This window comes from Chlorobiota bacterium (assembly GCA_016700335.1).
Lineage (GTDB): Bacteria > Bacteroidota > Ignavibacteria > OLB7 > OLB7.
Genome location: CP065014.1, coordinates 642333 through 668247, shown reverse-complemented (window position 1 = coordinate 668247; position 25915 = coordinate 642333). Strand labels below are relative to the sequence as shown.

21 protein-coding genes are annotated in these 25915 nt (G+C 29.9%); 7 read left to right on the top strand and 14 right to left on the bottom strand.

Annotation, left to right across the window (positions count from 1 at the left end):
• Nucleotides 1-69 precede the first annotated feature (69 nt).
• The gene (locus tag IPP08_02730) at nucleotides 70-657 is read right to left on the bottom strand and encodes an SIS domain-containing protein (protein QQS67108.1); all 588 of its coding nucleotides are present in this window, start codon (nucleotides 655-657) and stop codon (nucleotides 70-72) included.
• 137 nt (nucleotides 658-794) lie between these two features.
• On the opposite strand from IPP08_02730, the gene IPP08_02725 reads away from it, so the two are divergent.
• The 3 genes from IPP08_02725 to IPP08_02715 all read left to right on the top strand — a co-directional run bounded on the left by IPP08_02725 (nucleotide 795) and on the right by IPP08_02715 (nucleotide 3925).
• Nucleotides 795-2525 (top strand): hypothetical protein, encoded by a 1731-nt coding sequence (locus IPP08_02725; GenBank protein QQS67107.1) that lies wholly within the window; start codon nucleotides 795-797, stop codon nucleotides 2523-2525.
• A gap of 415 nt (nucleotides 2526-2940) precedes the next feature.
• Nucleotides 2941-3516 carry a hypothetical protein gene (locus tag IPP08_02720; protein ID QQS67106.1) on the top strand — a complete coding sequence of 192 codons (576 nt, stop codon included), beginning with the start codon at nucleotides 2941-2943 and terminating at the stop codon, nucleotides 3514-3516.
• A 55-nt stretch (nucleotides 3517-3571) separates the two neighbouring features.
• Nucleotides 3572-3925, top strand: a complete 354-nt coding sequence (locus IPP08_02715; GenBank protein ID QQS67105.1) for a hypothetical protein — start codon at nucleotides 3572-3574, stop codon at nucleotides 3923-3925.
• An 81-nt stretch (nucleotides 3926-4006) separates the two neighbouring features.
• On the opposite strand, the gene IPP08_02710 is transcribed toward IPP08_02715, so the two are convergent.
• The 4 genes from IPP08_02710 to IPP08_02695 form a co-directional block, all read right to left on the bottom strand.
• On the bottom strand, nucleotides 4007-5464 hold the full coding sequence (locus IPP08_02710) for a leucyl aminopeptidase (GenBank protein QQS67104.1): 1458 nt from the start codon (nucleotides 5462-5464) through the stop codon (nucleotides 4007-4009).
• Nucleotides 5465-5672: 208 nt separating this feature from the next.
• Complete coding sequence (gene alr, locus IPP08_02705) at nucleotides 5673-6770, bottom strand: alanine racemase (protein ID QQS67103.1); 1098 nt, start codon at nucleotides 6768-6770, stop codon at nucleotides 5673-5675.
• 5 nt (nucleotides 6771-6775) lie between these two features.
• Nucleotides 6776-7159 (bottom strand): TMEM14 family protein, encoded by a 384-nt coding sequence (locus tag IPP08_02700; GenBank protein QQS67102.1) that lies wholly within the window; start codon nucleotides 7157-7159, stop codon nucleotides 6776-6778.
• Between the two features lie 162 nt (nucleotides 7160-7321).
• Nucleotides 7322-9895 (bottom strand): T9SS type A sorting domain-containing protein, encoded by a 2574-nt coding sequence (locus IPP08_02695; protein QQS67101.1) that lies wholly within the window; start codon nucleotides 9893-9895, stop codon nucleotides 7322-7324.
• 185 nt (nucleotides 9896-10080) lie between these two features.
• Between IPP08_02695 and IPP08_02690 the strand changes: the two genes are divergently transcribed.
• On the top strand, nucleotides 10081-11691 hold the full coding sequence (locus IPP08_02690; GenBank protein ID QQS67100.1) for a DUF1800 domain-containing protein: 1611 nt from the start codon (nucleotides 10081-10083) through the stop codon (nucleotides 11689-11691).
• Nucleotides 11692-11725: 34 nt separating this feature from the next.
• Nucleotides 11726-13045 (top strand): DUF1501 domain-containing protein, encoded by a 1320-nt coding sequence (locus tag IPP08_02685; protein QQS67099.1) that lies wholly within the window; start codon nucleotides 11726-11728, stop codon nucleotides 13043-13045.
• Nucleotides 13046-13108: 63 nt separating this feature from the next.
• Here IPP08_02685 and nth read toward each other — a convergent pair whose 3' ends face one another.
• Nucleotides 13109-13753 carry an endonuclease III gene (gene nth, locus IPP08_02680; protein QQS67098.1) on the bottom strand — a complete coding sequence of 215 codons (645 nt, stop codon included), beginning with the start codon at nucleotides 13751-13753 and terminating at the stop codon, nucleotides 13109-13111.
• Between the two features lie 201 nt (nucleotides 13754-13954).
• Between nth and carB the strand changes: the two genes are divergently transcribed.
• Entirely contained in the window at nucleotides 13955-15436 is a 1482-nt protein-coding gene (gene carB, locus IPP08_02675; protein QQS67097.1) for a carbamoyl-phosphate synthase large subunit, read from the top strand.
• A 70-nt stretch (nucleotides 15437-15506) separates the two neighbouring features.
• Here carB and rfaE2 read toward each other — a convergent pair whose 3' ends face one another.
• A complete protein-coding gene (gene rfaE2 / locus IPP08_02670) occupies nucleotides 15507-15998 on the bottom strand; it encodes a D-glycero-beta-D-manno-heptose 1-phosphate adenylyltransferase (protein QQS67096.1) in 492 nt (163 codons plus the stop codon).
• A gap of 175 nt (nucleotides 15999-16173) precedes the next feature.
• Between rfaE2 and IPP08_02665 the strand changes: the two genes are divergently transcribed.
• A complete protein-coding gene (locus IPP08_02665) occupies nucleotides 16174-16779 on the top strand; it encodes a hypothetical protein (GenBank protein ID QQS67095.1) in 606 nt (201 codons plus the stop codon).
• Here IPP08_02665 and IPP08_02660 read toward each other — a convergent pair whose 3' ends face one another.
• From IPP08_02660 to IPP08_02630, 7 genes are all read right to left on the bottom strand, one after another.
• Complete coding sequence (locus tag IPP08_02660; GenBank protein QQS67094.1) at nucleotides 16780-17514, bottom strand: hypothetical protein; 735 nt, start codon at nucleotides 17512-17514, stop codon at nucleotides 16780-16782. It abuts the gene before it with no gap.
• A 480-nt stretch (nucleotides 17515-17994) separates the two neighbouring features.
• The gene (locus tag IPP08_02655) at nucleotides 17995-20412 is read right to left on the bottom strand and encodes a DEAD/DEAH box helicase family protein (GenBank protein ID QQS67093.1); all 2418 of its coding nucleotides are present in this window, start codon (nucleotides 20410-20412) and stop codon (nucleotides 17995-17997) included.
• Nucleotides 20409-21299, bottom strand: coding sequence for a Fic family protein (locus IPP08_02650; GenBank protein QQS67092.1), 891 nt, complete (start codon nucleotides 21297-21299; stop codon nucleotides 20409-20411). The genes IPP08_02655 and IPP08_02650 overlap by 4 nt, the downstream gene beginning before the upstream one ends.
• A 54-nt stretch (nucleotides 21300-21353) precedes the next feature.
• Complete coding sequence (locus tag IPP08_02645; protein ID QQS67817.1) at nucleotides 21354-22160, bottom strand: restriction endonuclease subunit S; 807 nt, start codon at nucleotides 22158-22160, stop codon at nucleotides 21354-21356.
• Nucleotides 22161-22634: 474 nt separating this feature from the next.
• Nucleotides 22635-23192: a Fic family protein gene (locus IPP08_02640; protein QQS67091.1), complete on the bottom strand. Its 558-nt coding sequence runs from the start codon at nucleotides 23190-23192 to the stop codon at nucleotides 22635-22637.
• 30 nt (nucleotides 23193-23222) lie between these two features.
• The gene (locus IPP08_02635; protein QQS67090.1) at nucleotides 23223-23582 is read right to left on the bottom strand and encodes a four helix bundle protein; all 360 of its coding nucleotides are present in this window, start codon (nucleotides 23580-23582) and stop codon (nucleotides 23223-23225) included.
• A gap of 23 nt (nucleotides 23583-23605) precedes the next feature.
• Complete coding sequence (locus IPP08_02630; protein QQS67089.1) at nucleotides 23606-25105, bottom strand: N-6 DNA methylase; 1500 nt, start codon at nucleotides 25103-25105, stop codon at nucleotides 23606-23608.
• Nucleotides 25106-25915 lie beyond the last annotated feature (810 nt).

Sequence of the window (25915 nt, the reverse complement as noted above, 5' to 3'; positions counted from 1 at the left end):
CTATTTCTAATAATTTTAAAATTGAATATATTTTGAATATAAAAATTACTCTTTTTACTAATTATTGATTTAAGAGTTCTCAAGTGAAAACTCCTCTTTCATTTTTTCAAGAAGATTTAAAATTACATAATGAAATACAACAGTATGCACACTTTCAGCTGTACACATATCATTTAATGGTACATGAACTTTTTCATTTACAATATTGATAAGTTCACCACCATTAAATCCAGTAACGCCTATTGTCTTGATTCCATGACTGTTTGCATACTCAACCGCTTTGATAACGTTTTTACTATTTCCAGAACCAGAAATAGCAACCAATACATCATCTTGTTTTGCGAAAGTTCTAAGCTGCTGAACAAACACAGAATCATATCCTTCATCATTACCTAACGCTGAAAAGAAAGCAAAATTATCAGTTAATGATAAAGCTCGAATACATTTTATTTGATTTACATTTGCCCTTGTACCCTTTGCTAAATCTTGTGCAAAATGGCTTGCATTTGCAGCTGAACCTCCATTACCTATAACATAAATTGTTGAACCTCTTTTGTAAGCTTCATACAATGTTTCAATAAATTGTTGTACTTCTTCCTCTATTACTGAGTTTATTGCCTTATTTGTATAATCTTTATAATCAGAAAAATTCATCATAATTATTTACGAATATATTTATTTATTAAGTTAAGTAATTTTATAAAAAATTAATTCAATTTATTTAGTTTCAAATAAATGAATTAAATTAAGTAAATCTAAACAATCATTTGGTAAAACTAAGGTTCATTTTAACTATGAAAAAATTACAAATAGTAACTGTAATAATATTTGGATTATTCAAGTCTTTATATTCTCAAAACCCAACACAAATACAAGTTGAAAAGGTACTAAATTCAATTTCACAACTAAAAAAATGTGACTATAATGTTTTGACAGCTAAGTATTATACAATGACGGATTTACCTACTACAAAATTACAATTAGATACTTTAATTAACAATCCAAAAGGTGATATGTTCTGGATGTATAGCAGTTGCGGATTTTATTTTAATACAAAGAATAAATTGGATTCAATAACAAAATGTAAGTTTAGAGAACTTTGGAAAAAATATACACCCTATAGAGGTGACACTGAGAACCATTTTTTGATGTATTATAGTTCTTTATTGCTATTTTCACAAGAATGGAAAAATCTAGATTCAACTTTTTGGTTTAATGGTAAAAGTAGTATTGAAAATTATAACGAATCTAAAGAGTACCTAGAAAATTGGATTAATGAATCATCAAAATATGGGATTACAGAATGGGATTCACCAAGGTATACTTATTACTATATTACACCACTTATTCTATTACATGATTTTGTTCAAGATCCAATTCTACAAAATAAATGTACAATGATGTTGGAGTTAATTCTAGCAGACTATTCCTTTGATTACCTAAATGGAAATTATTGTGGTGCACATTCAAGGGATGGAGATAATTCTGTAATTAACCCTCTAAAAGCTGAATCAACAAGTTATGGGCAACTTTTTTTTGAGGATGAAATAGATTTTATATTACCTGATTTAGTATTTGCTGCTTTAAGTAATTTTAAATGTCCACAAATAATAAAGGAGATTGCTCATAATCGTGAAAAAAATACTATAAACATAGAACAAAAACTATCTAGAGCATTTATTCGATTCTCTGATAAAAGATATAAAACTATATTCAGATATAATTTCATGACCCCAAATTATTGTATGGGTTCAATTTCTGGAGATTTAATTCAGCCAATCCAACAGCATTCATTTGATATAACTTTTAATTCAAAAAAACATAATAATACAATTTTTTCACTCAACCCTCAATCTGATTCAAAAGAACTAGGTATGTTCTTTCCTGAAGAGCCAGAGCTAATAGCTGAGAATATAATCAAATCAAAAGCAAGTTATGGTAATGAGAATAAATGGATTGGAGGTTCATTTTATGAAAAAATATATCAATTTGAAAATACACTTTTATCAATGTATTCATTTCCAACAAATAGCAATTCTTTACATTCTGATCTTTACATTCCAAAAACTGTTGACACTATTTTTAATTCAAAGTCTGGTTGGATTTTTTGTTTATTTGAATCTACTTTAGTTGCAATTTACCCAATTGACAAAAATTATAAATGGATTGATGAGGAGGCAAATTATAGAATTAGAAGTTTTTCAAATAAAAATGGATATATTTTTGAGTGTTCAAATGATCCAAAAATAAATTTAAATTTATTTAAAAATATAATTGAAACCAAAACTAAAAAGGATTGTTTAAAAGTCCAGAATTCAGTTTTTAGTTATAAAAATTATAAGGGAATAAAAATAAAGTACGATTTTACAAATAAATCATTTATATCCAGTTCATCACAATTTTTAGATTATAATTATTTGTTTAAATCTGATAATTGTGAATCAATTTTAGGAAGCGGTGTCATCAAATTGTCTTTTAAAACCAAAACTAGAACAATAGATTTTAACTCAAATAGGATATACTAGTTTTAATTGATTAACCTTTAATAAAAATTTTGTTTTATTTGTTGTTTCAACCCTGAAATAATTTATTACAATTTGAAACTGAGATTCTTTCTTATTAATTTATTTATTCTTTACTTTAGTAACAAGAATTTAGTATTTAAATAGGAAGTGTTTTAACTAACTTTCAACTTCTAACTCATGTCAAAGATGATTGGTATTCAAAAAGAAATTCCTAAAAAATGGAATGAATTAGTGATTCTTGCAATTGTATTTGTTGCAATTTTTGGATTAGGATTTGTAAGATAAATTTAATTGTCTTTTATAAACAGCTAATTACATTTATTAAAATTTTATTAAATTTCTAGGGTATCTTGTATATATTGTAAATTATATTTTTTATAGTTGCAGTATTTACAAGATATTTTTTTAATGTACTATGAGAAAAGTATTTATTTTTATCTCTATTTTAAGTTTTTGTTTGTGCTTATTTAGCTTATATTATCTGGGTTTTAAAGGAAATCAAGTTAGCGATATCGAAAAAAATGTAAAAGAATTTTTTGGCTTAAACAAAGATTTATTTGTAAATAAAACTTTTAAAAAAGAGTTTTCATACCAAGTAATAGAAACATTTATTTTAAACCTTAACTGTTCGAATTTTGGTATAGAAGTTTTACATGGTAAATCAGAGAATTTATTAATAACAGTATTAATTGTTGGTGACTCTTCGAATTTTAAAAATTGTAAATTAGATTCAGATTATGATAGTATAAAAAAAAGTATTAAATGTAGTTTTAAATCAACAGATGAATTAAAATTTGGAAATGAAAATAAAATAATTATTGAATCACCAAATGTAAATGTTAAAAGTCAAATTGTAATAGAAAATGGATATTTGAATTATAAAGAATTAAATGGTGATGTAGAAGTTAATTCAGTTAATTCCAAAATATTTGTATCTGATATAAATGGAAAAATATTAATTAAATTCGAATCATGGAGATGTTTTTCTTGAGCGTTTAAATTCAAATGTAGACGCTAATTGTATAGGATGTAAAACATCAACAAATTTGAATAAAGGTAGCTTTAATTTAAAATCAGATGGTGATATTGTTATAAAAAAGCATTTTGGTAATGTTAAAGCAATATCTTATTTAGGTGAAATTTATTGTGAATTACCAGAACAATCGCCGGCATGTAATTTAACATCTGAACGTGGGAATGTATTTATTAAAATGTTCAATACTGTTAATGTAAATTTGAAATTAAATGCTATTAATGGAGAGATAATAAATACAATTCCAACAGATACAATTTCAATCAAAACTCCACTAAAATATTTCAATGGAACAATTAACGGTGGTGGTAAAACTATTAATGCAAAGTCACAAGGAAACATTTCTATTCAAGAAATTAAGGACTAAATTTATAATTTTTATGTTTAAATAAAATAAAAAGCCCTCAAACCAAAATAGGATTTGAGGGTTTTACTATTTACAAATGAATTAATTCCAATTTCTAACTAAATCTATAATTAAGCGAGCACCAGCACCAGTCCCTCCTTTATTCAGGTATCCTTTTTGTGAAGGAAATATGCCAGTTCCAGCTATATCAATGTGAGCCCATTTATAATTTCCAATAAAATGTTGAAGGAATAATGCTGCTGTAATTGATCCACCTAATTTTCCACCACTATTTTTAACATCAGCAATATCACTTTTAATAAGTTCTTCATATTCTTCATGCAATGGCATTTCCCAAACTCTATCATAAGTTCTTTCACCAGCAGATTTCAACTTAGAGTTAAAATCTTCATCTTTACCAAACAAACCTGAAGTAACATTACCTAAAGAGACACAGATTGCACCAGTTAGTGTAGCAAAATCAACCACATGAGATGGTTTATATTTATCAATAAATGTTAGGCAATCACCAAGTACAATTCTCCCTTCAGCATCAGTATTATCTATTTCAGCAGTTTTACCATTCATGAATGTGATTACATCTCCTGGCTTGTAAGCAGTTCCTGATGGCATATTTTCTGAACACCCAATTACAGCAACAACATTTTTCTTTAACTTCAAACTTGCAATTGAATGCATTGCTCCAACAACAGCTCCAGCACCACCCATATCCATTTTCATTTCACCCATTCCAGCAGCACCTTTAATTGAAATTCCACCAGAATCAAAACAAAGTCCTTTTCCTACTAGACCAATAGGACGTTCTTTACCACCCCCATTATATTCCATTACAACAACTGCTGGCTCATATTGGCTTCCTTGGCTAACTGCAAGAATTCCACCCATTTTATTCTTAACTAATTCTTTTTTACCTAAAATTGTAACCTTTACACCTAATTTAGAAAGACTTTTTGCTCTGCTAGCAAGTTCCATTGGGAAAAGTTCGTTCGATGGAGCATTTATTAAATCACGTGAAAAACAAACCCCTTCAGTAATGCATTTTCCAATTCTTACACCTTCTTGAACTATTTTAATATTATTTTTTTCTGTTAGAAGAATTATGTTTTCAATATTTACTATATCTTTTTTCATAGTAAAATATTTATTGTAAGAATAAGTCCCTAAAACAGATCCTTCAATAGTTGCTACAGAAATATCTTCTAAACCTAAGTTTTCAATTGTTGGTAATAAAAAAGCAATAGTTTTACATTTTAAAGCTTTAGCCCTTTGTGAAGCACCTGCTGAAGCAACTCTAACATTTTCAATTGTAACTTTAGATGTTTCACCCAAACCTACAACAATTGTTCTACTTGATTTTTTAGAACCTGAATAAGCAACTGATACTGCTCCTTTTTCAGCTGTAAAATCACCACTTTCAATTAACCCTGATAATTCAGGATATTTTTTAGTTTCAATTTTATAAGATTCTTTTGTAAAAAATAATACTGTACAATCTGATGTAAAAGATTGTGGTTTATACTCTTGAACTTTTATATTCATTATTAATATTTTGTTTTAAGAAAAATGCTGAGTAGATATGATAATTTTAAAGGTCGCAAATTTAAGTAAAAAATTTGTGATATTTATAGGATAGACAAAAGACGAAACAATCTTTAAAACATTATATTTTATTTACAGAACCTTAAATTTAATTAAAGAATATTTTAAGATTATAACTTTTAATTGATGAAATGATTAAATAAAATAATTATGATTTAATTCTAGAAACCCTTTTTGATATATTGGTACAAATCTCATAGGGTATTGTATTTGAGACTAAAGCTAAATCCCAAGCAGTTTGAGAATTATTACTACAAATAATTACTTCATCTTCAACTTTTATTGGATCATTTCCAATATCAATCAAAATTTCATCCATACAAATTGTTCCAGCAACTTTGTATTTTTTCCCATTTATAAATACATCAAGTTTATTTGTCAAGCATCTCATTAAACCATCTGCGTATCCTACTGGAACAGATGCTATAAATGTATCTTTAGTTGTAATATATTTTTTAGAATAACTTATTGGAGTGTTTTTTAATACTTTTTTAATATTAGTAATAGCAGATTTAAAAGTAAGTATTTGCTTTAAATTACTTTTAGATTGTAATGGAAAAGTTGGGTGTAAACCATAAAGAGATAATCCTGGTCTAACTAAATTATAATGTGAAGAAGGATAATTCATAATTCCTCCACTATTTGCAATATGAACATCTCTGAACTCAAAACCCGCATCAATACTGGCTTTTAGAGTTTTATCAAAAATTGTAATTTGTTCTAATGTAAAATTTGAATAGATTTCATCACTACATGAAAAGTGAGAACACAAGCCAATAATATTAATTTCTTTTGAATGTTTGAGATAAGTTAAAATATCTATTACTTCACTTGGCTCACATCCATTTCTTGTCATTCCAGTGTTTACAAGCAAATGAACATTAATTGATTTTGATAAACTTTCACCAATACTACAAATTTTATCAACTAAATTCTTATTTGAAACAACACATTCAATATTATATTGAAAATATAAATTTAGTTGATTTGATATTGGAGGAGTAAGAACAACAATAATAGATGATTGAGTTAAATTTCTTATCTGAATGGCTTCTTCAATAGTTGCTACACCAAAATAATTTATTTTTTCATCTATTAAAATAGGGATACAAATTTCGACAGAGTGTCCATAACAATCAGCTTTAACTATTGCCATAATTTTGCAATTATCACTTATAACATCTCTTATTACAGAAATATTATTTCTTAAAGCAGAAGTACTAATTACAGCTTGAGTAGGTCGCAATTCATTTAAAAAATTCGTTCACGTTGTTTTGGTTGAACTAAAATAAGCAGAATTAAAATTATAGAGATTATTGAAAGCATAAATGTGAAGCCCTCAGGCATGAAGTCTTTATTCATTAATATAAATTTGTAACCATACCAACCTAACACAAACAATGAGGTAGTCAACTCAATCATCATGGCTTTTCTAGAACCTTTTTGCATTGGGAATGCACTTAAAAAAATGATTAGCCCTGCAATTAATCTCCCAATAAGAGACATACGTTTGTCTTCTTGTTGGAAGCCTGTAATACCTGCGGTCATCATTAGAACTGCAAACAGCATTTCATAAAGTGCTGCAATCCTCATTAAAGTTGAAGGCTTATTATTTAACTGATTTGGTAAATCCATTTATAAAAACAATATTATTACTTGATTTAGTGTAACAAAGTTAAGGAAATTTAATTGCTAAAACTTGAGTTCTAAATATTTATCTAATTGAATTAATTTATTGAACTTTAAAAAATATTTATTAAAGATATTTCAAGATGGTGTTTACAAACAATTTGATTCTTATCTATTTATAGAAAATTTAGAATAATCTACATTATCTTTAATCGATACAATACAAATATAGTTTCCATTAGGCAGTTTAGTACCATTATCTAAAACGCTATTCCAATTTATATTTTGTACTCCAATCTGTAAATCCTTTTTAACAATTTCATGAACTTTCTTGCCCGCCAAATCATAGAAAGTTATAATAACATTATTTTTTTGAGTTAACATAAAGTTAATATTTAAATCATCTTTAACTGGATTTGGATAAACATTCAATTTGTAATCATTTTTATTTTCTGACTTTACATCAGTTGTGCCATTAATTTTTTTCTCAATTACAAAATCCCAAATTCCTCGTGCATACGTTCCAAATCTTACTGTTTTTGACTTTGGTAAATACTGAACAGACCAGTAAACTGCATCTGTTGCTTTTGATCCTCCCATGTAACTCCATTTTTTTGATGAGAAAGAAAATATATAAGGTCCAATTTCGGTTGCAGCAAAAAGATATTCTTCATTTAAATCTGAAGCAATTGCATAAACCAAAGTTTTGGGTAAATCATTATTCATAGCAGTAAAAGTTTTTCCATTATCCTCGCTTACTAAAACTCCTGCAGTTGAATATCCACTTCCCGCAACAAAAATTCTACCTAACTTTTTTTCTGATGGGAGAATTGCATTACCATAAAAATAATGACCATCTGGTAATTTTACTGAATCAGTTTTAGTCCAGTTTTGACCATCATCAATTGATGTAAAAAATTTTGATTTATTAGTAATAACATATCTATATTTTCCGTTTAAAGTACTAATACCGATTGCTGTTATGGCACCTTCACCAAAATCAAATGAATGTTTTTGCCATGTAATATCATTATTCGCATATGTTAATTTCCATAATCTTGCTTTTGGAATAACAGCATTTGAATCATCACCACCAGCTAACCAACATACATTTGATTGTAGTGGTTCTGGAGCTAACTGAGGGATCCATAACTGACCTTTAGTAATAAATTTTGAACTTTTGGTTACAAAAGGTTCCTCCCCTGCTTTAGGATAATAAACAGTAAATCCAGGATAATTATACCAAATACTTACCCCCTGATTTGATGAAACTATTTGACCATAATCTCCACTAATTAATTGCTTGAAATTTAAAATTCCAATAGAATCTTTCATACACCTTTGTAAGCCTTGATCTTGAGCACCAGCATAAATTATATCATTATTATATGGCAATGTATAAACACTATAATACTGAGCATTATTCATTTGGAATAGTGTCAAATTTCTAAATGTTTTAAGAGAATCTCTTGAGAAAAATATACCACCATCTGTGCCAACAGCAAAGACTTCATTATTTTTTTCCCTAAAAGGAATTATTGCTTGTATATCAGCATGAGGAAGTTCAGCATTATTACCATAATATGAATCCCATTTTGAAGCCCTTACAAAATTTGTATCTCCATATACAAATGATTTCCACAAATCAACCGCACCAGTAAATATTTGATTTGGATACATTGTTGAAGCAGTATAACTATTATTATTATATATGCCTAATATTGCAGTCCCCCCTTCAAAATTTTTACCATTATCATTGGAACTATAAATCCTTGATGAGTCCAATTTTCGTAAGATGTAAAAATGAATCCCATTTGATGTTTCAGTTCCTGTTAGAAATTGATCTGAAAAAATATTATTATCTTTTGGAAAATTCATTTTATTTCTTAAAATTAAAGTGTCATTAGGACTTAAATCATAAATTAAATCTTTTTTAACAACATATACTTTTCCAGAACCATACTTTTGTGAGAATATATCTATTTGATTATAATTCTTAAATGAAGTATCAGAATCTATTTTTTTAAAAGTAACACCAAAATCTTTAGAAGAATAAATCACAGGAATTGAAGTCCATCTTTTAGAATAATCCCATTCATTACCTAATGCATAAATCACATTAGATCCTTCCTTTAAAATTGCTCTTTTCCAACCACCCCATTTTTTAATGTCATCAAAACCTTTACATTCAACCCAATTAAATCCATCATCATCAGAATAAAATCCAGTTTTATCACCAATAACAATTAATCTCATTTTTCCATTAGGAAGTTTGATTAATCTCATGAAATTAGTTTGAATTTTTTGATTATCATTTAGGCACCTCCAATTAATTGCATTTGGTACAGGTTCGGAAATATAATTCCCTTTCCAAATATGACCACCAGATGAAGCAGCAAAAATTATATTCCTTTCAAAGTCGATATCTATATAAACTATTCTTCCTGCTGTATTCCCACTTCCTCTTTCATTCCACTTCCCAATCAAATTTGCTATAGTATCTTGTGAGAAAAAGTTAAGTTTATTTTTACTATCAGATTCACGATTTCTTGCTTTAACATTTTCCTCGTCAATCACAAATCGATTAACACCAGGCTCAATTCTGTGCATAGATTCAATCCATTCATCCCTTTGAATTTTTTGTTCAATTTCTTCTTCTTTATTTAGAGATTTAAAAATTGTTTGTGAATGGATATTTGTTAAATCAATGGCAAATACAAAAAATATAAAAAAAGTTTTCATTTAAAATAATTACGAATATTAATTGTCAAAAAAGGTGTTAAATCAGAACAAATTCAAGTAAATTGAAATAAAAAAAATCTAATTAAAATTGATTCTTAAATTTGTTCGATATAGAATTAACAAAATTAAATAATTTTAATATTTAATTAAAATTATAAAATTATATCCTAACAATTATAATATTTATGAATAGGAGAAACTTTCTAAAGTTAAAAAATAATAAGGAAAATTCTAACTTTAAATTAAACTCAAAAACACCTAGTTTAGTTCAATATAACGGAGAATGGAATGAGACTGTTGCTTTACATTTACTAAGGCGAACCGTTATAGGTCCTACTGTTTCTGAAATCAATTCAGTTGTAAATATGGGTTTAGTTGAGGCAGTTAATAAGCTAACAACTGCTGAAACAACTTTACCTCCTCCATCAAGATTTGTTGGGACTTGGTTAGATGCAAACATTTTATATCTAGACCCTGGCACATCAAATGCTTCAGTATTTATAGAAGAAATGAGAAGGTGGTGGATTGGTTTAATGATTAACAATGGATTATCTGTTCGAGAGAGAATGGTTTTATTTTGGCATAATCATTTTGCTTCGGACTATTTAACTTCTTATACAGATGCAAGATTTTTTTATAATCAGAATCAATTGTTTAGAAGAAATTCAGTTGGGAATTTCAAACAAATGTGTGTTGATATTACAACAGATAAAGCAATGCTTATTTTTTTAAACGGCAGAAATAATAAAAAAAATACTTTGCAAGAAAATTACTCCAGAGAACTTCAAGAGTTGTTTACAATTGGTTTGAATGATAACAATGGTAACCCAAATTATACTCAAAATGATGTTAGAGAAGCAGCCAGAGCACTTACTGGTTGGGAATGGTTGTTTGAACAAAACCCAGGTGCTACGGTGGAGAATAATTTACTTACTGGACATGATAATACTGATAAAAATTTCTACAATAAAATTATTAAGGGGGATAATTTGGGTTCAGTAGAATTAAACTCATTAATAAATTTAATTTTTGAAAAAGAAGAAACATCAAAATATTTAATTCGTAAACTCTACCGATATTTTGTTTATACAGATGTATCTTTAACTCCAGTTACACCTATTCCAGAAGTTATTGAAGAGAATATTATTACTCCATTATCAAAAGTGTTTAGAGATAGTAATTGGGATGTTGGTAAAGTTTTGAATGTTCTTTTTAAGAGTGAACATTTTTATGATGAATCAATTAAAGGCTCTATGATTAAGAATCCTGCTGAATTATTTGTATCTGTTATAAGACCAATGAAATCGGGTGAAATAAAAGATGAATTTTTATTGCACTTTTTTCAACAAGAATGTACGGCTTTAGGGATGAATTTATTTGCTCCTCCTGGAGTTCAAGGTTGGCAGTTTCATAGGTCTTGGATTAGTACTACTACATTACCTAGAAGGAGAACCGCAACTGATTCAATTATAAATGGTAAGAATTTATTTTACACTTACGTTCTTAATCCTATTTTTCAAGGAGTTGAGTATAAATCAGGTTCAGCAATTTTCAATGTAATGCCATTTATTAATTCATTGTCTGGAAAAAATGACCCTGATCTTTTAGTCAAGCAAATAGCAAATCATTTGCTTGCTTATTCTCCAAACGATAAAACTTTCAAGCAAATAAAAGATTCATTGCTTCAAGGTCAACCCGATTATGAATGGCAAAATATTTCTGATAAAATTAAAGAGGAAAGAATAAAATCCATGATGAAATTTATTATGAGATTACCTCACTTCCAGTTAACATAATAATATTTTTTAATTTAATTTTTACAATCAATTAATGATTAGGCGTTCATTTATAAAAAGAAGTTCAGCAATTGCATTACCTTTAATAGTTAATGGCTTGGGTTTTAAAGCTGTTGCAAAAAGCAAACTAAGTAATTTGTTAACTCAAATTTCCAATGATAGAGTTCTTGTAATTATTCAACTTGAAGGGGGGAACGATGGCTTAAATACTGTTGTTCCAGTTGAAATTGATATGTATTATAAGCTTAGACCAAATATTGGAATTAAAAAAGAGACTGCATTACCTATTATTGGTGAACCACAATTAAGATTCCATTCTGCTATGACTGGAATGAAGCAATTGTTTGATAATGGAGAATTAGCTGTAATTGAGAATATTGGTTATTTAAATAACACAATGTCTCATTTTGAAGGAACAGAAATTTGGAATACTGCTTCAAGCCGTGAGTTAAAAAATAAATTAGATACTGGTTGGATTGGAAGATTTTTAAAAACTGAATACCCTAATTATCCAAATGTAACCCCAACAGATCCACCAGCAATTCAAATTAGCCCTGCAACTTCATCATTATTTGCTGGACGTGGATCCTCTATTGCAATGTCTTTAACCGATCCAACTGAATTTTATAATTTAGTAAATAGTGGTATAAATAAACAAGATAATATTGAGCCTGATACTCCTGCTGGAAGAGAATTTAACTTTGTAAATTTAGTAGGTTCTCAATCTGTTCAATTTGCTGATTCAATCAAAAGAGCAGCTTCTAAAGCTGCTAATTTGGTAACCTATCCAAAAGATAATTCACTTGCTGAAGAACTTGCAATTATTGCAAGACTAGTGGCTGGTGGTCTTCAAACAAGAGTTTATATGGTAACTTTGAAAGGATTTGATACACATGCTTCACAGCTTCAACGTCATGATAAACTACTTAAAACTTTATCTGATTCAATCAAAGCATTTTCAGATGATTTGAAAAAACTTGGCGTAAAGGATAAAGTTACTGGAATGACTTACTCAGAGTTTGGAAGAAGAGTTAATGATAATGGTTCTGGTACTGATCATGGAATGGCATCAAATCATTTTGTATTTGGATCTCAAGTTAAAGGTGGAAAAATTTTTGGCGGATTACCAGATTTTAATAACTTAATCGGTGGGAATGGTGATTTTAATTTACAATTTAAAATAGATTATCGGTGTTACTATGCTTCAGTTTTAAAAGGTGTTTTTGGAATTTCTGATAAAAACATTCCAGCTATTTTTCCAATTTTTGATTGCAAAGATATTCTTTCAATTGTTAATGCACCAACAACTGGATTGCTCAATACAAGTTCTATTAAGAAACTTAAACTTAGTTAAAAATAATTCCATTATACTTGATTCAAAAGTAATTTGAACAAAATGATATAAAGATTAATATTTTCAATTTTCTATGTTTGATGGACATAGTTTATTGATTACACAAATTGAACATTTTGGTCTTCTTGCAATGCAAATTGCCCTACCATGATTTGCTATTAAATGAGAAAAATTAGTTTGCTTATTTTCTTGAATTATTTTTAACAACTCGAACTCAATTTCATCTGCAGAATTTGAATTTACTAAAGATAATAAATTTGAAATTCTTTTTACATGAGTATCAACCACAATTACTGGTTTGTTAAAACAATGACCAAGAATAACATTTGCTGTTTTTCTTCCAACGCCAGGTAATTTCAGCAGATTTTCCATTGTGTTTGGTACTTCCCCACCAAAATTATTTACAATTTCATAACTTGCATTTTGTATAGATTTAGCTTTGTTTTTGTAAAACCCAGTTGAGAAAATTTCTTTTTCTATTTCTTCTAAAGTTGCTTTAATATAATGATGTGGAGTAGGAAATTTTTCAAACAACTTTGGAGTCACTAAGTTTACTCTCAAATCAGTACATTGAGCCGCTAAAATTGTTGCAATAAGTAGTTCAAATGGTGTGTTGTAATCTAAAGCTATTTTTGCATCAGTATATTCATTTTCTAACTTTTCAATTATTACATTAACTCTGTTTATTAGTTTCTCTTTAGAATTCATACTTTTTAATTTAAAATTGAAAACAAATTTACAAACTTTACTTCTGTTTTTGTTTTAATGAAATTATTTATTAGTAAATTTCATAATTCTTCTCAACTATCTTATAAAATTTTGAACAAATTATCTGTTAACTATTTTCAATATCTTATTTTTGCAATGTTAGAAATTTAAATTTGTACTTACATAAAATTTCATTAAAATATGCCTCTTAGAACTGATATTAAATCTGTAATTGTAATTGGTGCTGGTCCTATTGTTATTGGTCAAGCATGTGAATTTGACTACTCTGGTACTCAAGCTTGTAGGGTTCTTCGCGAAGAAGGCATTAGGGTTATTCTTTTAAATTCTAATCCTGCAACTATAATGACTGATCCAGAATTAGCAGATGCAACATATGTAGAACCAATTACAGTTGAGATTTTAGAAAAAATTATTTCAATCGAAAAACCAGATGCAATTTTACCTACAATGGGAGGGCAAACAGCATTGAATGTTACTGTTCAAGCGGCTGAAAAAGGTATTTTAGATAAATATAATGTAAAAATGATTGGTGCAAATTTGCAAGCAATTAAAAAAGCTGAAGATAGAGAATTGTTTTTAGAATCTATGAATAATGCTGGGCTTGAAATGGCAAAAGGTGGTTTTGTTGAAAATATTAATGAAGGGTTAGAATTAATAAAGCAAATTGGATACCCTGCAATTATAAGGCCTAGCTTTACATTAGGAGGGACTGGTGGTGGAATTGCTTATAATGAAGATGATTATAGAATTAAACTTGAACATGGATTAAATGCAAGCCCTATTAAAAGAGTTTTAGTTGAAGAATCTGTTATTGGTTGGAAAGAATATGAGCTTGAAGTGATGAGAGATTTTAAAGATAACGTTACCATTATCTGCTCAATTGAAAATTGTGATCCTATGGGAGTTCATACTGGTGATTCGATTACTTGTGCACCTGCTCAAACCCTTACAGACCGTGAGTATCAAAGAATGAGAGATGCTGCAATTAAAATAATGAGAGAAATTGGGGTTGAAACAGGAGGATCTAATGTGCAGTTTGCTTTAAACCCAAAGAATGGAAGAATGTTAATTATTGAGATGAATCCAAGGGTTTCTAGGAGTAGTGCTTTAGCTTCAAAAGCTACTGGATTCCCTATTGCAAAAATGGCTGCCAAACTTGCCATTGGATATACTTTAGATGAAATTCAAAATGATATAACCAAAACCACTCCCGCTAATTTTGAACCAAGTATTGATTATGTTGTTGTTAAAATTCCTAGATGGGATTTTCAAAAATTTAAAGATGTAGACGATGAACTTGGGGTTCAAATGAAGTCAGTTGGTGAAGCATTGGCTTTTGGAAGAACTTTCAAAGAAGCACTTCAAAAAGCCCTTCGCTCTATGGAACAAGGTAGATATGGGTTTGGTGGTGATGGCAAGGAAAGATATAAAATTGAAGAGATGAGTAATGAACAAATTTTAATTGCTTCAAATGATACCATCAATCGTTTAAAAAAACGTACTTCAGAAACTATTTTTGATATTTATGATGCTCTAAAATTCAATATCTCAATAGATGAAATTGCATTAATTTCTGGATACGATATTTGGTTTTTAGATCAGATGTTGCAGATTGTTGAAATGGAAAATGAATTGAAATCTTTTGCACATAATTTGAATTAAAAAAGTTTTACTTGTTCTTTAATTAAAGATATTAAAGAAATTTTATAAATTGATTTATTTAAGATTAATTTTATTTGATATTAATTAATTGTTCAATTATTTTACTTGAAGATTTTCCATCAACAAATGTTATAACTTTTACTTCTTTTACAAATTCACTTCCAACAATATATTTTTCACCAAATTTTGCGGAAGGATCATAATCACCCCCTTTTACTAACACATTAGGCTTTAATAATTTAATTAATTCTAATGGAGTTTCCTCGTTGAAAATTGTTGTATAATCAACACACCTAAGCGATGAAATCACCTCTGCTCTTTCCTGTTCAGTTATCACAGGTCTTGACTTTCCTTTTAATTTTTTAACAGATAAATCACTATTAATTCCAACTATAACTACATCCCCTAATTTTGAAGCCTCTTCCAAATATCTTACATGGCCAATATGTAATAAGTCAAAACAGCCATTTGTAAATACAATTTTTTTATTTTTTTTATGTAGATCTTCACACACAGAAACTAATTTTTCTAAAGTAAAAATTCTATTATAATTTGTTAACATTATTGATTTCAATTATTTTTAATTTGACAATTAGAAGCATAGCAAAATTAGCATTTTACAAATAGAAAGTTATTTTTTATTAAACAATTGTATTTTTGCGAATTAAACAATATGTAATTTTATATTAATGAATAATCTTACATTCATTGAAGTTATAAATTATTTATTTTATTTAATGAGCTTAAAATCAAATTTTAAAATATTAACTTTCTGTTTTCTAATATTTTCTTTTTATGGCTTCATGCCCGAAGGAGAGCAATACTTTATTGTAAAATTCAAACAAGACTCAACTGAATTTAAAGTTCGTGACAATATTGTAAAAATAAAAAAAGCTCCTTTTGTAATTCAAATTGAAATGAAAAAAATTAATGGTGTGTTTTTGAATGCTTCTTACAATAGTGATTTTTTTGATAAATGTGAAAAACTTGATTGTAATATTATAGGAGATGTTATTTCAAAAACTATGGCTGAATCCGATTTTAATTCAGATAAAGAATTGATGATTGATGATAGTAGCTTTAGTTATTGGTTCTATGACTCAAGCATAAATTGGCATAGATTTGATAAAGACATAACATGTAAGAATGATGTTGTATTTGCTACTAAAACAATTTCCATTTTTAATTTACCGGTTAATAAAATAATTTCAAAAATTGCAGAATCTCCAGAATTTTTATACTTAGTATTTTTTTCTATAAATGAAAATAAAGATAATCATTCTAAAACTATTTCTCAAAAAGCAAAATATAAAATTAAATGGAAAACTACTGCTAAATCATAATTAAAATTTACTTGGCATATCAAACAAAGAATCATTAACTTTATTATTGACTTCTATTTTCTCATAAAAACTTCCACTTCCATATCCATTGCCTTCTGAATCTGCCCCTTGAACAAAGTAAGGTAAAACAATTCCAAATTCTGTTTTCCTGAAATCTGAAAAAAGACTATTAGTTGTATTTTCAGAATCTTTAGTTTTTACTTTTATATCCTCACGAAGTATGAAAAATGTTTGCACGTCTATATAATAATATATCATATCGTTTTCCTTAGTTACTAATCTTATTTTATAAACATCATTCCCTTCCACATCCTCTAATCCCAAATACTCAACGCTTGAACCATCAGTTTTATAATTCAATAAATGACCTTGTGGATCTGAATTTAATATCGAAGTTTTAATACTCATTTCATTCATTGGGTCTGCAGTTCTTTTACCATTAAATGGAGAATAGCTCCAACCTTTCCCATTTTTAAATGCTGATTTTTTTACCATTCCCTGCCATGCAAATTCTAGATAATTTGCTAATGGGTTTCGAGTTAATAGATTTAATATTTTTGCTTTCTGACCTCCATTCATTTTCACATATCCATTATATGATATGCTATTAACTTTTCCCCAAAGCTCGGAACCACCAATAGCGTTAATGTGTTTGGAAATTATTTCTTCAACTTGTTGAGAAAAAGTTGTAGTTAAATTTAGAATCAATATTAAAAAAATTAGAATATATTTCATACAAATAATTTTGGTTAATTGCCTTTAACAAAATGTAATTAATTTACAAATTGCAAACTATTATGAATTGCAAATTTATAATATTAAATTCAAACTAAAATTGTTGTTAATAATTAGAACTTAAAAAATATTTTTTATTATTATGTTTTGCAATTTAAAAAGTTGGGAATTATAGAAAAAATATTCCATTTATAAACCTATGCTTAGATTAAAATTAAACTGAAAACTTATATCAGGATAAATTATTTAAAATGAAACTATTTTTTGAAAATGTTAATGCAATAATAGATTATCTCTAAGTTATAACAATCTTTCCAACTAGTGTTGAATCTAGTAAAATATACTCTTTGTTAGAATTAATGTTTTAAAATTTGATTAAATTTAATTAAAAAAAATAATTTAACTTAAGAACTAACAACACATTGAATCAATGAAATTTTCCTTTGCTTAATTGAAAAACAAAGTATATATGCTATGCAATTAAGCAGCCTTCCTATGGTATAAATGTTGTTGAAATTCAATAAATAGACACTTGATATTGGCAACTTCTCCCAAAATTTCTTTAGCATCTTCTAATGATTGATATTTGTTTGTCAGCAAGATTGGTAGTTTATCTTGATCAAGTTCTTCTACGCCTGTCTCAATGTATTTGCTCAATACAAATTCTATAAATTCTCTTTGTTTGTTGTCAAGCAATGCAAAGATTGTCGCTTGTGCTGCTGCTACTCTTGCTTCTCTTGTAATTGGTTTTATGTCGCTGTTAAATACATATTCCAACACATCAAACAAGTCGCTTTTTTCAGCGTCAATAAGTTTTTGCAAAGTGGTCAATTCGTCTTTGCCAAAACCTGCTGCATCTAATTTTTCTAAAAGTGTTCGTCTGGTAAGTGGATTGCTCCAAAGTGTCCGCAATTCATCTTCACTTTTGAAAAGGTTTGGCAATTCGCCAAACAGGTTATTCAAAAATTCTTCTGCTGAAATTGGTTTGCCGTCTGCACTCCAAAAAGAAGTTGAAATCATTGACTGAATTTCACGTTCCTTTCCGTCTTTCAATTTTACTTTGATGCGTTTGTGTTTTTCTTTTTCTTCACCTTCATCATCACCGTCATTTGGCTCTTTTGGTTCTTTGGGCGGTGTTGGTGGTTTTGGTTCGGTTGGTTCAGGGTCTAAAGGTTCTCCGTCCCATTCAGGGTCTGCAAAATGGTGGTAAGCATCTACAAAATCGTAAATGGTAAAAAAGTCTTTGCCGTCAAACAAACGTGTTCCTCGACCTACAATTTGCTTAAACTCTATCATTGAGTTTACTGGTCGCATCAAAACAATGTTGCGAATGTTTCTTGCATCAACTCCTGTTGACAATTTTTGCGAAGTAGTTAAAATGGTCGGGATTGTTTTTTCGTTGTCTTGAAACTCACTTAAAAACTGTTCGCCTATTTCTCCATCATTGGCAGTTACACGAACACAATAATTCGGGTCGGTGCTTTTCTTGTATTGGTTTACCAAATCACGAACTGCCGCAGCGTGGTCTTGTGTTGCACAAAAAATAATTGCCTTTTCTTTTTGGTTGGCATCGTCCATATAAATCTGAACACGTTTTGCCTCTCTTTCTTTTATTTCAATAATTCTATTAAAATCAGACTCCTTGTATAATTTACCTTCTTCAATTTCCCCTTCTATTATTTGGTCATCGCTTGTGTAGATATAATCGTCAAGCGTTGTCTTGATGCGTTTTACTTTGAATGGCGTAAGGAAACCATCGTTGATGCCCTCTTTCAGCGAATAGACATAAACAGGTTCGCCAAAATATTTATAAGTATCAACATTGTCTTTGCGTTTTGGTGTGGCGGTTAAACCCAACTGAACAGCAGGAGAAAAATATTCTAAAATGCCTCTCCAGTTTCCTTCATCGTTTGCTCCGCCACGGTGGCACTCGTCAATAATGATGAAATCAAAATAGTCGGCTGGATATTGTCCAAAATTTGGTTTCGGCTTTCCTTCTTTGTCTTTGCCACTCATAAACGATTGAAAAATAGTAAAGAAGATGCTTCCGTTTGTTGGCACTTTTCCATCTTTCTTTACTTCGCTTGGCTTTATTCTTACCAAAGCATCATCGGCAAATGCTGAAAAAGCATTGAAAGCCTGGTCTGCTAAAATGTTTCTGTCGGCTAAAAATAAAATTCGTGGTCGCCTTAATAATGGAGAATTGACAGTTGAGAATTGAAAATTTGCATCACTTTCAATTTTCAATTTTGCATTTTCAATTACGGAAAGGTTCCAACGTGTTTGAAATAATTTCCACGCTATTTGAAAAGCTATAGCTGTTTTACCTGTACCAGTAGCAAGTGTGAGTAAAATTCGGTTTTTACCTTTAGAAACAGCTTTCAGTGTTTTTTGAACTGCAATTTCTTGGTAATACCTTAGTTGCCAAGTGCCACTTTTATCTTCAAACGGAACATTTGCAAATTTTTCAAACCAACCATTTTCAATTTTCAATTTTCCATTGTCAATTGAACCAAAGGTTTTATTCCAAAGTTGTTCGGGGGTTAAATAATTGGCAACCAAACCTTCTGCACCTGTTTTCATACAGATGCTATAAATTTCTTTTCCGTTGGTGCTGTAAGTGGTTTCTAATTTTAATTTCTCTGCATATTGTTTGGCTTGTGCCACACCTTCGCCAACGCCTAAATCATCGCTTTTGGCTTCTACCACTGCCAGTTTAATTCCTTTGTAAACCAATACATAATCGGCAGTCAGTTTTTTTGCTCTTACGCCACCTGTTTGTATTTTACCTGCTGTAATATTGTATTCACGAAGGATTTTAGAACCTTCTACAACGCCCCAACCGCAAGCCTTTAACTTGGGGTCTATGAGTTCTGCTCTTGTTTCTGCTTCGTTCATTGTTTGGTTGGTTTAAATTCTTCTGCAATCATCCATTTTTCACGCATTCGAAAGGCAGGAATGGTTTGCCTTTTGGCTTTGTTAGCAGCCACATTTGGTTTAATGGCGTTTTGCGATGCCCATATTGAAACTGGAATTATTTTTTTTGCTGTAAGAATGGTTATTCGTTTGTGCAATGTTTCTTGCATTAAAGAGGCAAACAACTGGGTAAAACCTCCAAATTTCATCGTTGATTGGTACTGGGGAAACAGTGGATAGTATTCCGTGTTTTTGCTTTTGTTTTGAATTATTATAGGAGGATACCCTGCATTCATTAACTGTAAGTTAATAAGCAATCTGCCCATTCGTCCATTTCCATCTACAAAAGGGTGAATGGTTTCAAACTCTGCGTGAAAGTGTGCAATAGCATCTAAAAAATAGCTGGTTTTATTTTGGTTGTAATTGTCCACCAACTCTTGTATTATAGTAACTACAAACTGCGGATTTGCTCCCAAGTGATTGCCAACCCTTACCCATTCTTTTCCACTGCGAAACCTACCTGCAATTTTGTCGTCAATGTGTGTAAGCAATGTTTTATGTAAACCTAAAATCAGTTTGATATTGAATTTTGATTTGTTTTTTTCTAATAAGGTTTCGGTCAGTATTGCCAAATTTTTGGCTTCGTACACCTCTCTTACATTTACTTTCCGCTCTAAACTGCTACCTGCAAGAATTTTTTCGGTATCTTCTAAACTAAGTGTTGAGTTTTCTATTGCATTTGAGTTATAAACCATTTCGGGAATTTCGGCAAGGGCAATTTCTTTTAGCAAAGGCTCATTGCCCGTTGCCAAGTTTATGTATTGCTGATGCAATGCCTCTATTTTATTTTTTGTTGTTTGGTTTATCATTTTTTGACTACAAATTTACCGTGAAAAATTGTTAAAATATACATATTTTCACGGTTAATTGTTGTTTACTGTTTTTGGTTCGGCAAGCTCACCATTGAAAGCCTTTTGCAAAATACTCTTTTTCAACTCATCTAAATCATTTATTTTTTGCTGATAAATGATTTCTAATTTTTTGGTTTCAGCTGATAAGGCATCCAATTTTTGAACGATAGTTTGTTGTTCCTTTATTGATTTTGGAAAACAAATAATGAATTCATTTTTTAAAGTATTTCTTGCCAATTCTGTTTGCCCACCGCAACCTTCGCCTCTTTTAGAAATTTCCTCTTCAATAAAAATTAAAGCCCAACCGAAGAAGTCTATAAAAAACAAATCCGTAATTGGTCTAACAATAGTAACGTGAGAATCAACTGTAACATTTTTCAATTCTTCTCTTACTTGAGCTACTCTTCCTAATGTCCCTGTTCCAGTAGAATTTATAAGCACATCACCAAGTTTAACCATTTTTTCTGGGCTAATTTTCTTTAAAACTCCATCGTGAAATCGTGATTGCTCAAAACTTATTTTATGGTCACGAATACATTTTTGGTTTAAAACAATTACTCCATCTTTTTCAAGATACTTTGGAGAAACGCCACGATTAATCAATTCGCAAATCTCTCCTAGTTTCTTCTCCTTCCAACCTTCTCCTTTATTCTCAAACACCCCTTGCAAATAACTTTCAAAAAGTTCTTTGGCGTTTTTGAGGTTTTGTTCGGCATTGGCTTTTGCCTTGGCTATGGCGGCAAAGGCTTCATTTAATATGGCTACAATGCGTTGTTGCTCGGGAAGAGGTGGAAGAGGAATTTCCAACTCAGCTATCATAACTTTAGTTATAACAGTTTGGGCTGCTCCTTGTGAAGAACTTCTTAAATAGTCAGTTTTTCCTGAAAGAAAATAATATAAATAATTCTGGTCTAATTTATTTTTTATTGGTCTTATTGCAGCAACAGAACGACCAATTGCACATTCAATTCCGAAATTAATTTTTCCGATTGTTGCACCAACAACACATAACAGAATATCACTACTTGAAGCTAATTTAAGTGGCAAGGTTGTCCATTCTCTGATTATAGGAAACACTTCGTTGAACTCACCAACTTTTACAAAAGGTACTCCTTTTCCGTCTCGATTACATTTCTTACTCGGTGGAGCTTGACCCATTATAATTTCAATTGCATTTCCGAGATGCTGAATATTAGAAATCATCTTCATATCAGTTCCAATATTGAGTTTAAAATATCTGCACTTGTTGTCTGAATCAGAATTTCCCTGATTTTAGGATTAGTAGGATTTCTTTTATTCATCATCGTTTCCTTTTTCGTAGCCTTCATAATAGTAGGATTGTTCTATGCCCTTAAAAATAATTTCTCGGTTGTTTATTTCGTCCGTTAAATTGGCTACAAGCAAGGTTCTTAATTCCAAATCGTTAATGGGGCTGCGTTCCATTGCTTGCAGGTAAAGTTCTTTGCTTACAAACTGCCAGTTTACCAATTTTTGCAAGCGTTTTTTCAAAATCATATCAAGCCATATTCTCATTGTTCTGCCGTTGCCTTCCATAAAAGGGTGAGCAATATTCATTTCTACATATTTGGTAATAATTTCTTCAAATGTGTTTTCGGGCAAAAGTTCCACTTTTGCCAAAATATCTTGCAAATAAAAAGCCGTTGCAAAACGGAAACCGCCTTTTGAAATGTTGTGGGTTCGTATTTTACCTGCAAAGTCAAACAGTCCATCAAACAAGTATTTGTGTAAATGCTGTAAGCCTTTGGTTGTGCCAATTTCAATTTTGTCAATGTCGCCAGTTTCAAAAAGGCGATAAGCGTTTTCTAAACTTTTTTTATCTAAGCCTCTCATAATGGATAATTGATAGTTGACAATTGATAGTTATTTTTTCGCATTATTTTTTGTGGATTTTATAATTGAGGTTAAGAGTTTCAATATTTCTGTCAAATCTGATTTCAATGAAAGACTTATTTTTTCTTCTAAATAGTTTGATTGTTCCAGCAACTCAATCCAATATTCGGTTTCGTTGGCTTCCTTCAATGCTATTGCCATTTTATGCACAAAGTCAGCACTGCTTTCTGCTTGTTCAGCTTCACGAACCATTGCTCCAATACTTGTTCCACTTCTAAGCATTTGTTTGCTCAATACATATTCCTTTTTCTGCTCACACAGAAATTGATACGCTTTTACAATTCTCAAAGCGAAAGCAAACGACTTATTTTTAATGATGTTCTCTTTCATTGTCAATTATCCATTATCAATTGTTAATTACCCTTTTCAATTATCAATTGTAAATTGTCCATTATCAATTGAGACTCTTCATCCAAGGCTTTCATTTGTTCTAAAATTTCTTGCGGTTGGCGTAGGGCAGCTTCAACTTTTTTATTGGGGTTTTTGGCGCTAAGGTCAAAGGTGCTTTGGTCAATGTCTTTTACTGCTATGCTCCAAGAGTTTTCGCTTTCGGCTTTTGTTTTTTGCAGTTCAATAAAGTCATTCAAATCTTTTTCGTTCAAGGCATTGGTCTTGCCCAAATTTCTATCTAAGTTCAGTTGGTAAAACCAAACCTTTTTAGTTGAAGAACCTTTTTCAAAAAACAACACTACTGTTTTTACGCCTGCACCTGTAAAAGTTCCGCCCGGCAAATCTAATACGGTATTCAGGTTGCAGCTTTCAAGTAGCAACTTTCGCAAACTCACAGAGGCGTTGTCGGTATTGCTCAAAAAAGTGTTTTTAATTACCACACCTGCTTTACCACCTGCCTTCATAATTTTAATAAAGTGCTGCAAAAACAAACTGGCGGTTTCGCCAGTTTTTATTGGGAAGTTTTGCTGCACTTCTGCTCTTTCTTTTCCTCCAAATGGCGGATTAGCTAACACAATATCGTAACGGTCTTTTTCCTGTATGTCGGCAAGGTTTTCAGCAAGTGTGTTTGTATGCACAATGTTTGGTGCTTCCACACCGTGCAAAATCATATTCATTGTGCCAATGATGTAAGCCAATGATTTTTTCTCTTTGCCGTAAAAAGTTTTTTTTTGTAGGATTTCCATATCATTGGTGGATAAGCCTTTGGGGCGGGGGTGAACCCCACCCGTACGAAGAAATTCGTATGCTTCCACCAAGAAACCCGCTGAACCAACTGCACCATCATAAATTTTGTTTCCTATTTCGGGTGCAACAATTTTTACTATGGTTTTAATCAAAGGTCGTGGCGTGTAATATTCTCCACCGTTACGCCCAGCGTTGCCCATATTTTTAATCTTGTCCTCATACAAGTGGCTCATTTCGTGCTTTTCAGCGTGGGTTCTAAAACGCAATTCGTCAATACGGTTTATTACTTCACGCAAATTATAACCGCTTTGTATGCGGTTCTTTAGTTCGCTAAAAATCTCTCCAATTTTATATTCAATTGTGTCAGCACTTTCGGCATCAGATTTAAATTTTTTGAGGTAGGGGAAAAGTTTAATATTTACAAAGTCAGATAAGTCATCACCTGTTAATGCTTTGTGATGATCTAGTTCGAGAAGCTCACTATCAGCTTTTTTCTTTTTGGGTGCAGCCCAATTGTTCCATTGAAATTCGGCATCAATGATGGGTGTGTAGGTCTTGCCGGTGAGTTCGGCAGCTGTGGCTTTGTCCTTTTCAAGATCATCCAAATATTTCAGGAATAATACCCATGAAGTCTGCTCAACATAATCTAATTCACTGCCACAACCTGCATCTTTGTGCAGTATGTCGTCTATATTTTTAAAAGTTTGTTCAAACATTATTTACTATTTTTTTAGGTCGCTATGTTAAGTTCTTTAGTTCTGTTTCATTCAATTATTATATTACATTTCATCTCATATTTCATCTCATATTTCTTCTAAAATTCTCTATTGAATATACTATTGAATTTACTCTAAAATTGTCTCTTGTTCAGTTTTAAGGTGTGGACGGTGGGCTTTGGGTGTGGTTGATTAAAAATATCTGTGCTGCAAAATCTTTGGATTATATATTGGTTCACATTCAATTAAAAAATACGGTTTAATTGAATTTTTCAAAAAAAGATTTGGGTTCATTTTTAGTACTTAAATTGAATTGCAATATTAAGACTTTTCTCAGAATAGTTCTTCCATAATTTTTCTAATACATTAATTGTTTTTGAATTATATTTATAATAAGATGAAGAACTTTTGATGCTTATGAGTGGAATATAAAGTGTTATATAAATCGACTACTATTTTGAGTGTAATATTAACATTAAAATTATTGTTTCATCATCAAAGAAAGTGACATTGTACTTCTAATTCTTAATTGTATTTTACTACAAATATTGTTTGTTTCACTTAGCTTGACTCAACTCTAGAATGATTTTTTATATCACCAATTCTCAATAAATTAATCTCTTTTAGTGTTATTTTTTCTTGTTTTTATATTTTTTATTGATAACAAAATTTAGAATTATGCACTTAAATTTTAAATTAAAAATAGTATTTTTTATTTTAAAATTTCACACAATCATTTACGACATGTATTATAGTTGAGCTAATAAAATTTATACAAACCATTTGAAGAATTCTATAAATTTCAAAGAA

Coding starts and splice junctions, on each gene's coding strand:
- IPP08_02730 (QQS67108.1), bottom strand. CDS start 657: ATGATGAATTTTTCTGATTATAAAGATTATACAAATAAGGCAATAAAC.
- IPP08_02725 (QQS67107.1), top strand. CDS start 795: ATGAAAAAATTACAAATAGTAACTGTAATAATATTTGGATTATTCAAG.
- IPP08_02720 (QQS67106.1), top strand. CDS start 2,941: ATGAGAAAAGTATTTATTTTTATCTCTATTTTAAGTTTTTGTTTGTGC.
- IPP08_02710 (QQS67104.1), bottom strand. CDS start 5,464: ATGAATATAAAAGTTCAAGAGTATAAACCACAATCTTTTACATCAGAT.
- IPP08_02700 (QQS67102.1), bottom strand. CDS start 7,159: ATGGATTTACCAAATCAGTTAAATAATAAGCCTTCAACTTTAATGAGG.
- IPP08_02695 (QQS67101.1), bottom strand. CDS start 9,895: ATGAAAACTTTTTTTATATTTTTTGTATTTGCCATTGATTTAACAAAT.
- IPP08_02690 (QQS67100.1), top strand. CDS start 10,081: ATGAATAGGAGAAACTTTCTAAAGTTAAAAAATAATAAGGAAAATTCT.
- IPP08_02685 (QQS67099.1), top strand. CDS start 11,726: ATGATTAGGCGTTCATTTATAAAAAGAAGTTCAGCAATTGCATTACCT.
- nth (QQS67098.1), bottom strand. CDS start 13,753: ATGAATTCTAAAGAGAAACTAATAAACAGAGTTAATGTAATAATTGAA.
- carB (QQS67097.1), top strand. CDS start 13,955: ATGCCTCTTAGAACTGATATTAAATCTGTAATTGTAATTGGTGCTGGT.
- rfaE2 (QQS67096.1), bottom strand. CDS start 15,998: ATGTTAACAAATTATAATAGAATTTTTACTTTAGAAAAATTAGTTTCT.
- IPP08_02665 (QQS67095.1), top strand. CDS start 16,174: ATGAGCTTAAAATCAAATTTTAAAATATTAACTTTCTGTTTTCTAATA.
- IPP08_02660 (QQS67094.1), bottom strand. CDS start 17,514: ATGAAATATATTCTAATTTTTTTAATATTGATTCTAAATTTAACTACA.
- IPP08_02655 (QQS67093.1), bottom strand. CDS start 20,412: ATGAACGAAGCAGAAACAAGAGCAGAACTCATAGACCCCAAGTTAAAG.
- IPP08_02650 (QQS67092.1), bottom strand. CDS start 21,299: ATGATAAACCAAACAACAAAAAATAAAATAGAGGCATTGCATCAGCAA.
- IPP08_02645 (QQS67817.1), bottom strand. CDS start 22,160: ATGATAGCTGAGTTGGAAATTCCTCTTCCACCTCTTCCCGAGCAACAA.
- IPP08_02640 (QQS67091.1), bottom strand. CDS start 23,192: ATGAGAGGCTTAGATAAAAAAAGTTTAGAAAACGCTTATCGCCTTTTT.
- IPP08_02635 (QQS67090.1), bottom strand. CDS start 23,582: ATGAAAGAGAACATCATTAAAAATAAGTCGTTTGCTTTCGCTTTGAGA.
- IPP08_02630 (QQS67089.1), bottom strand. CDS start 25,105: ATGTTTGAACAAACTTTTAAAAATATAGACGACATACTGCACAAAGAT.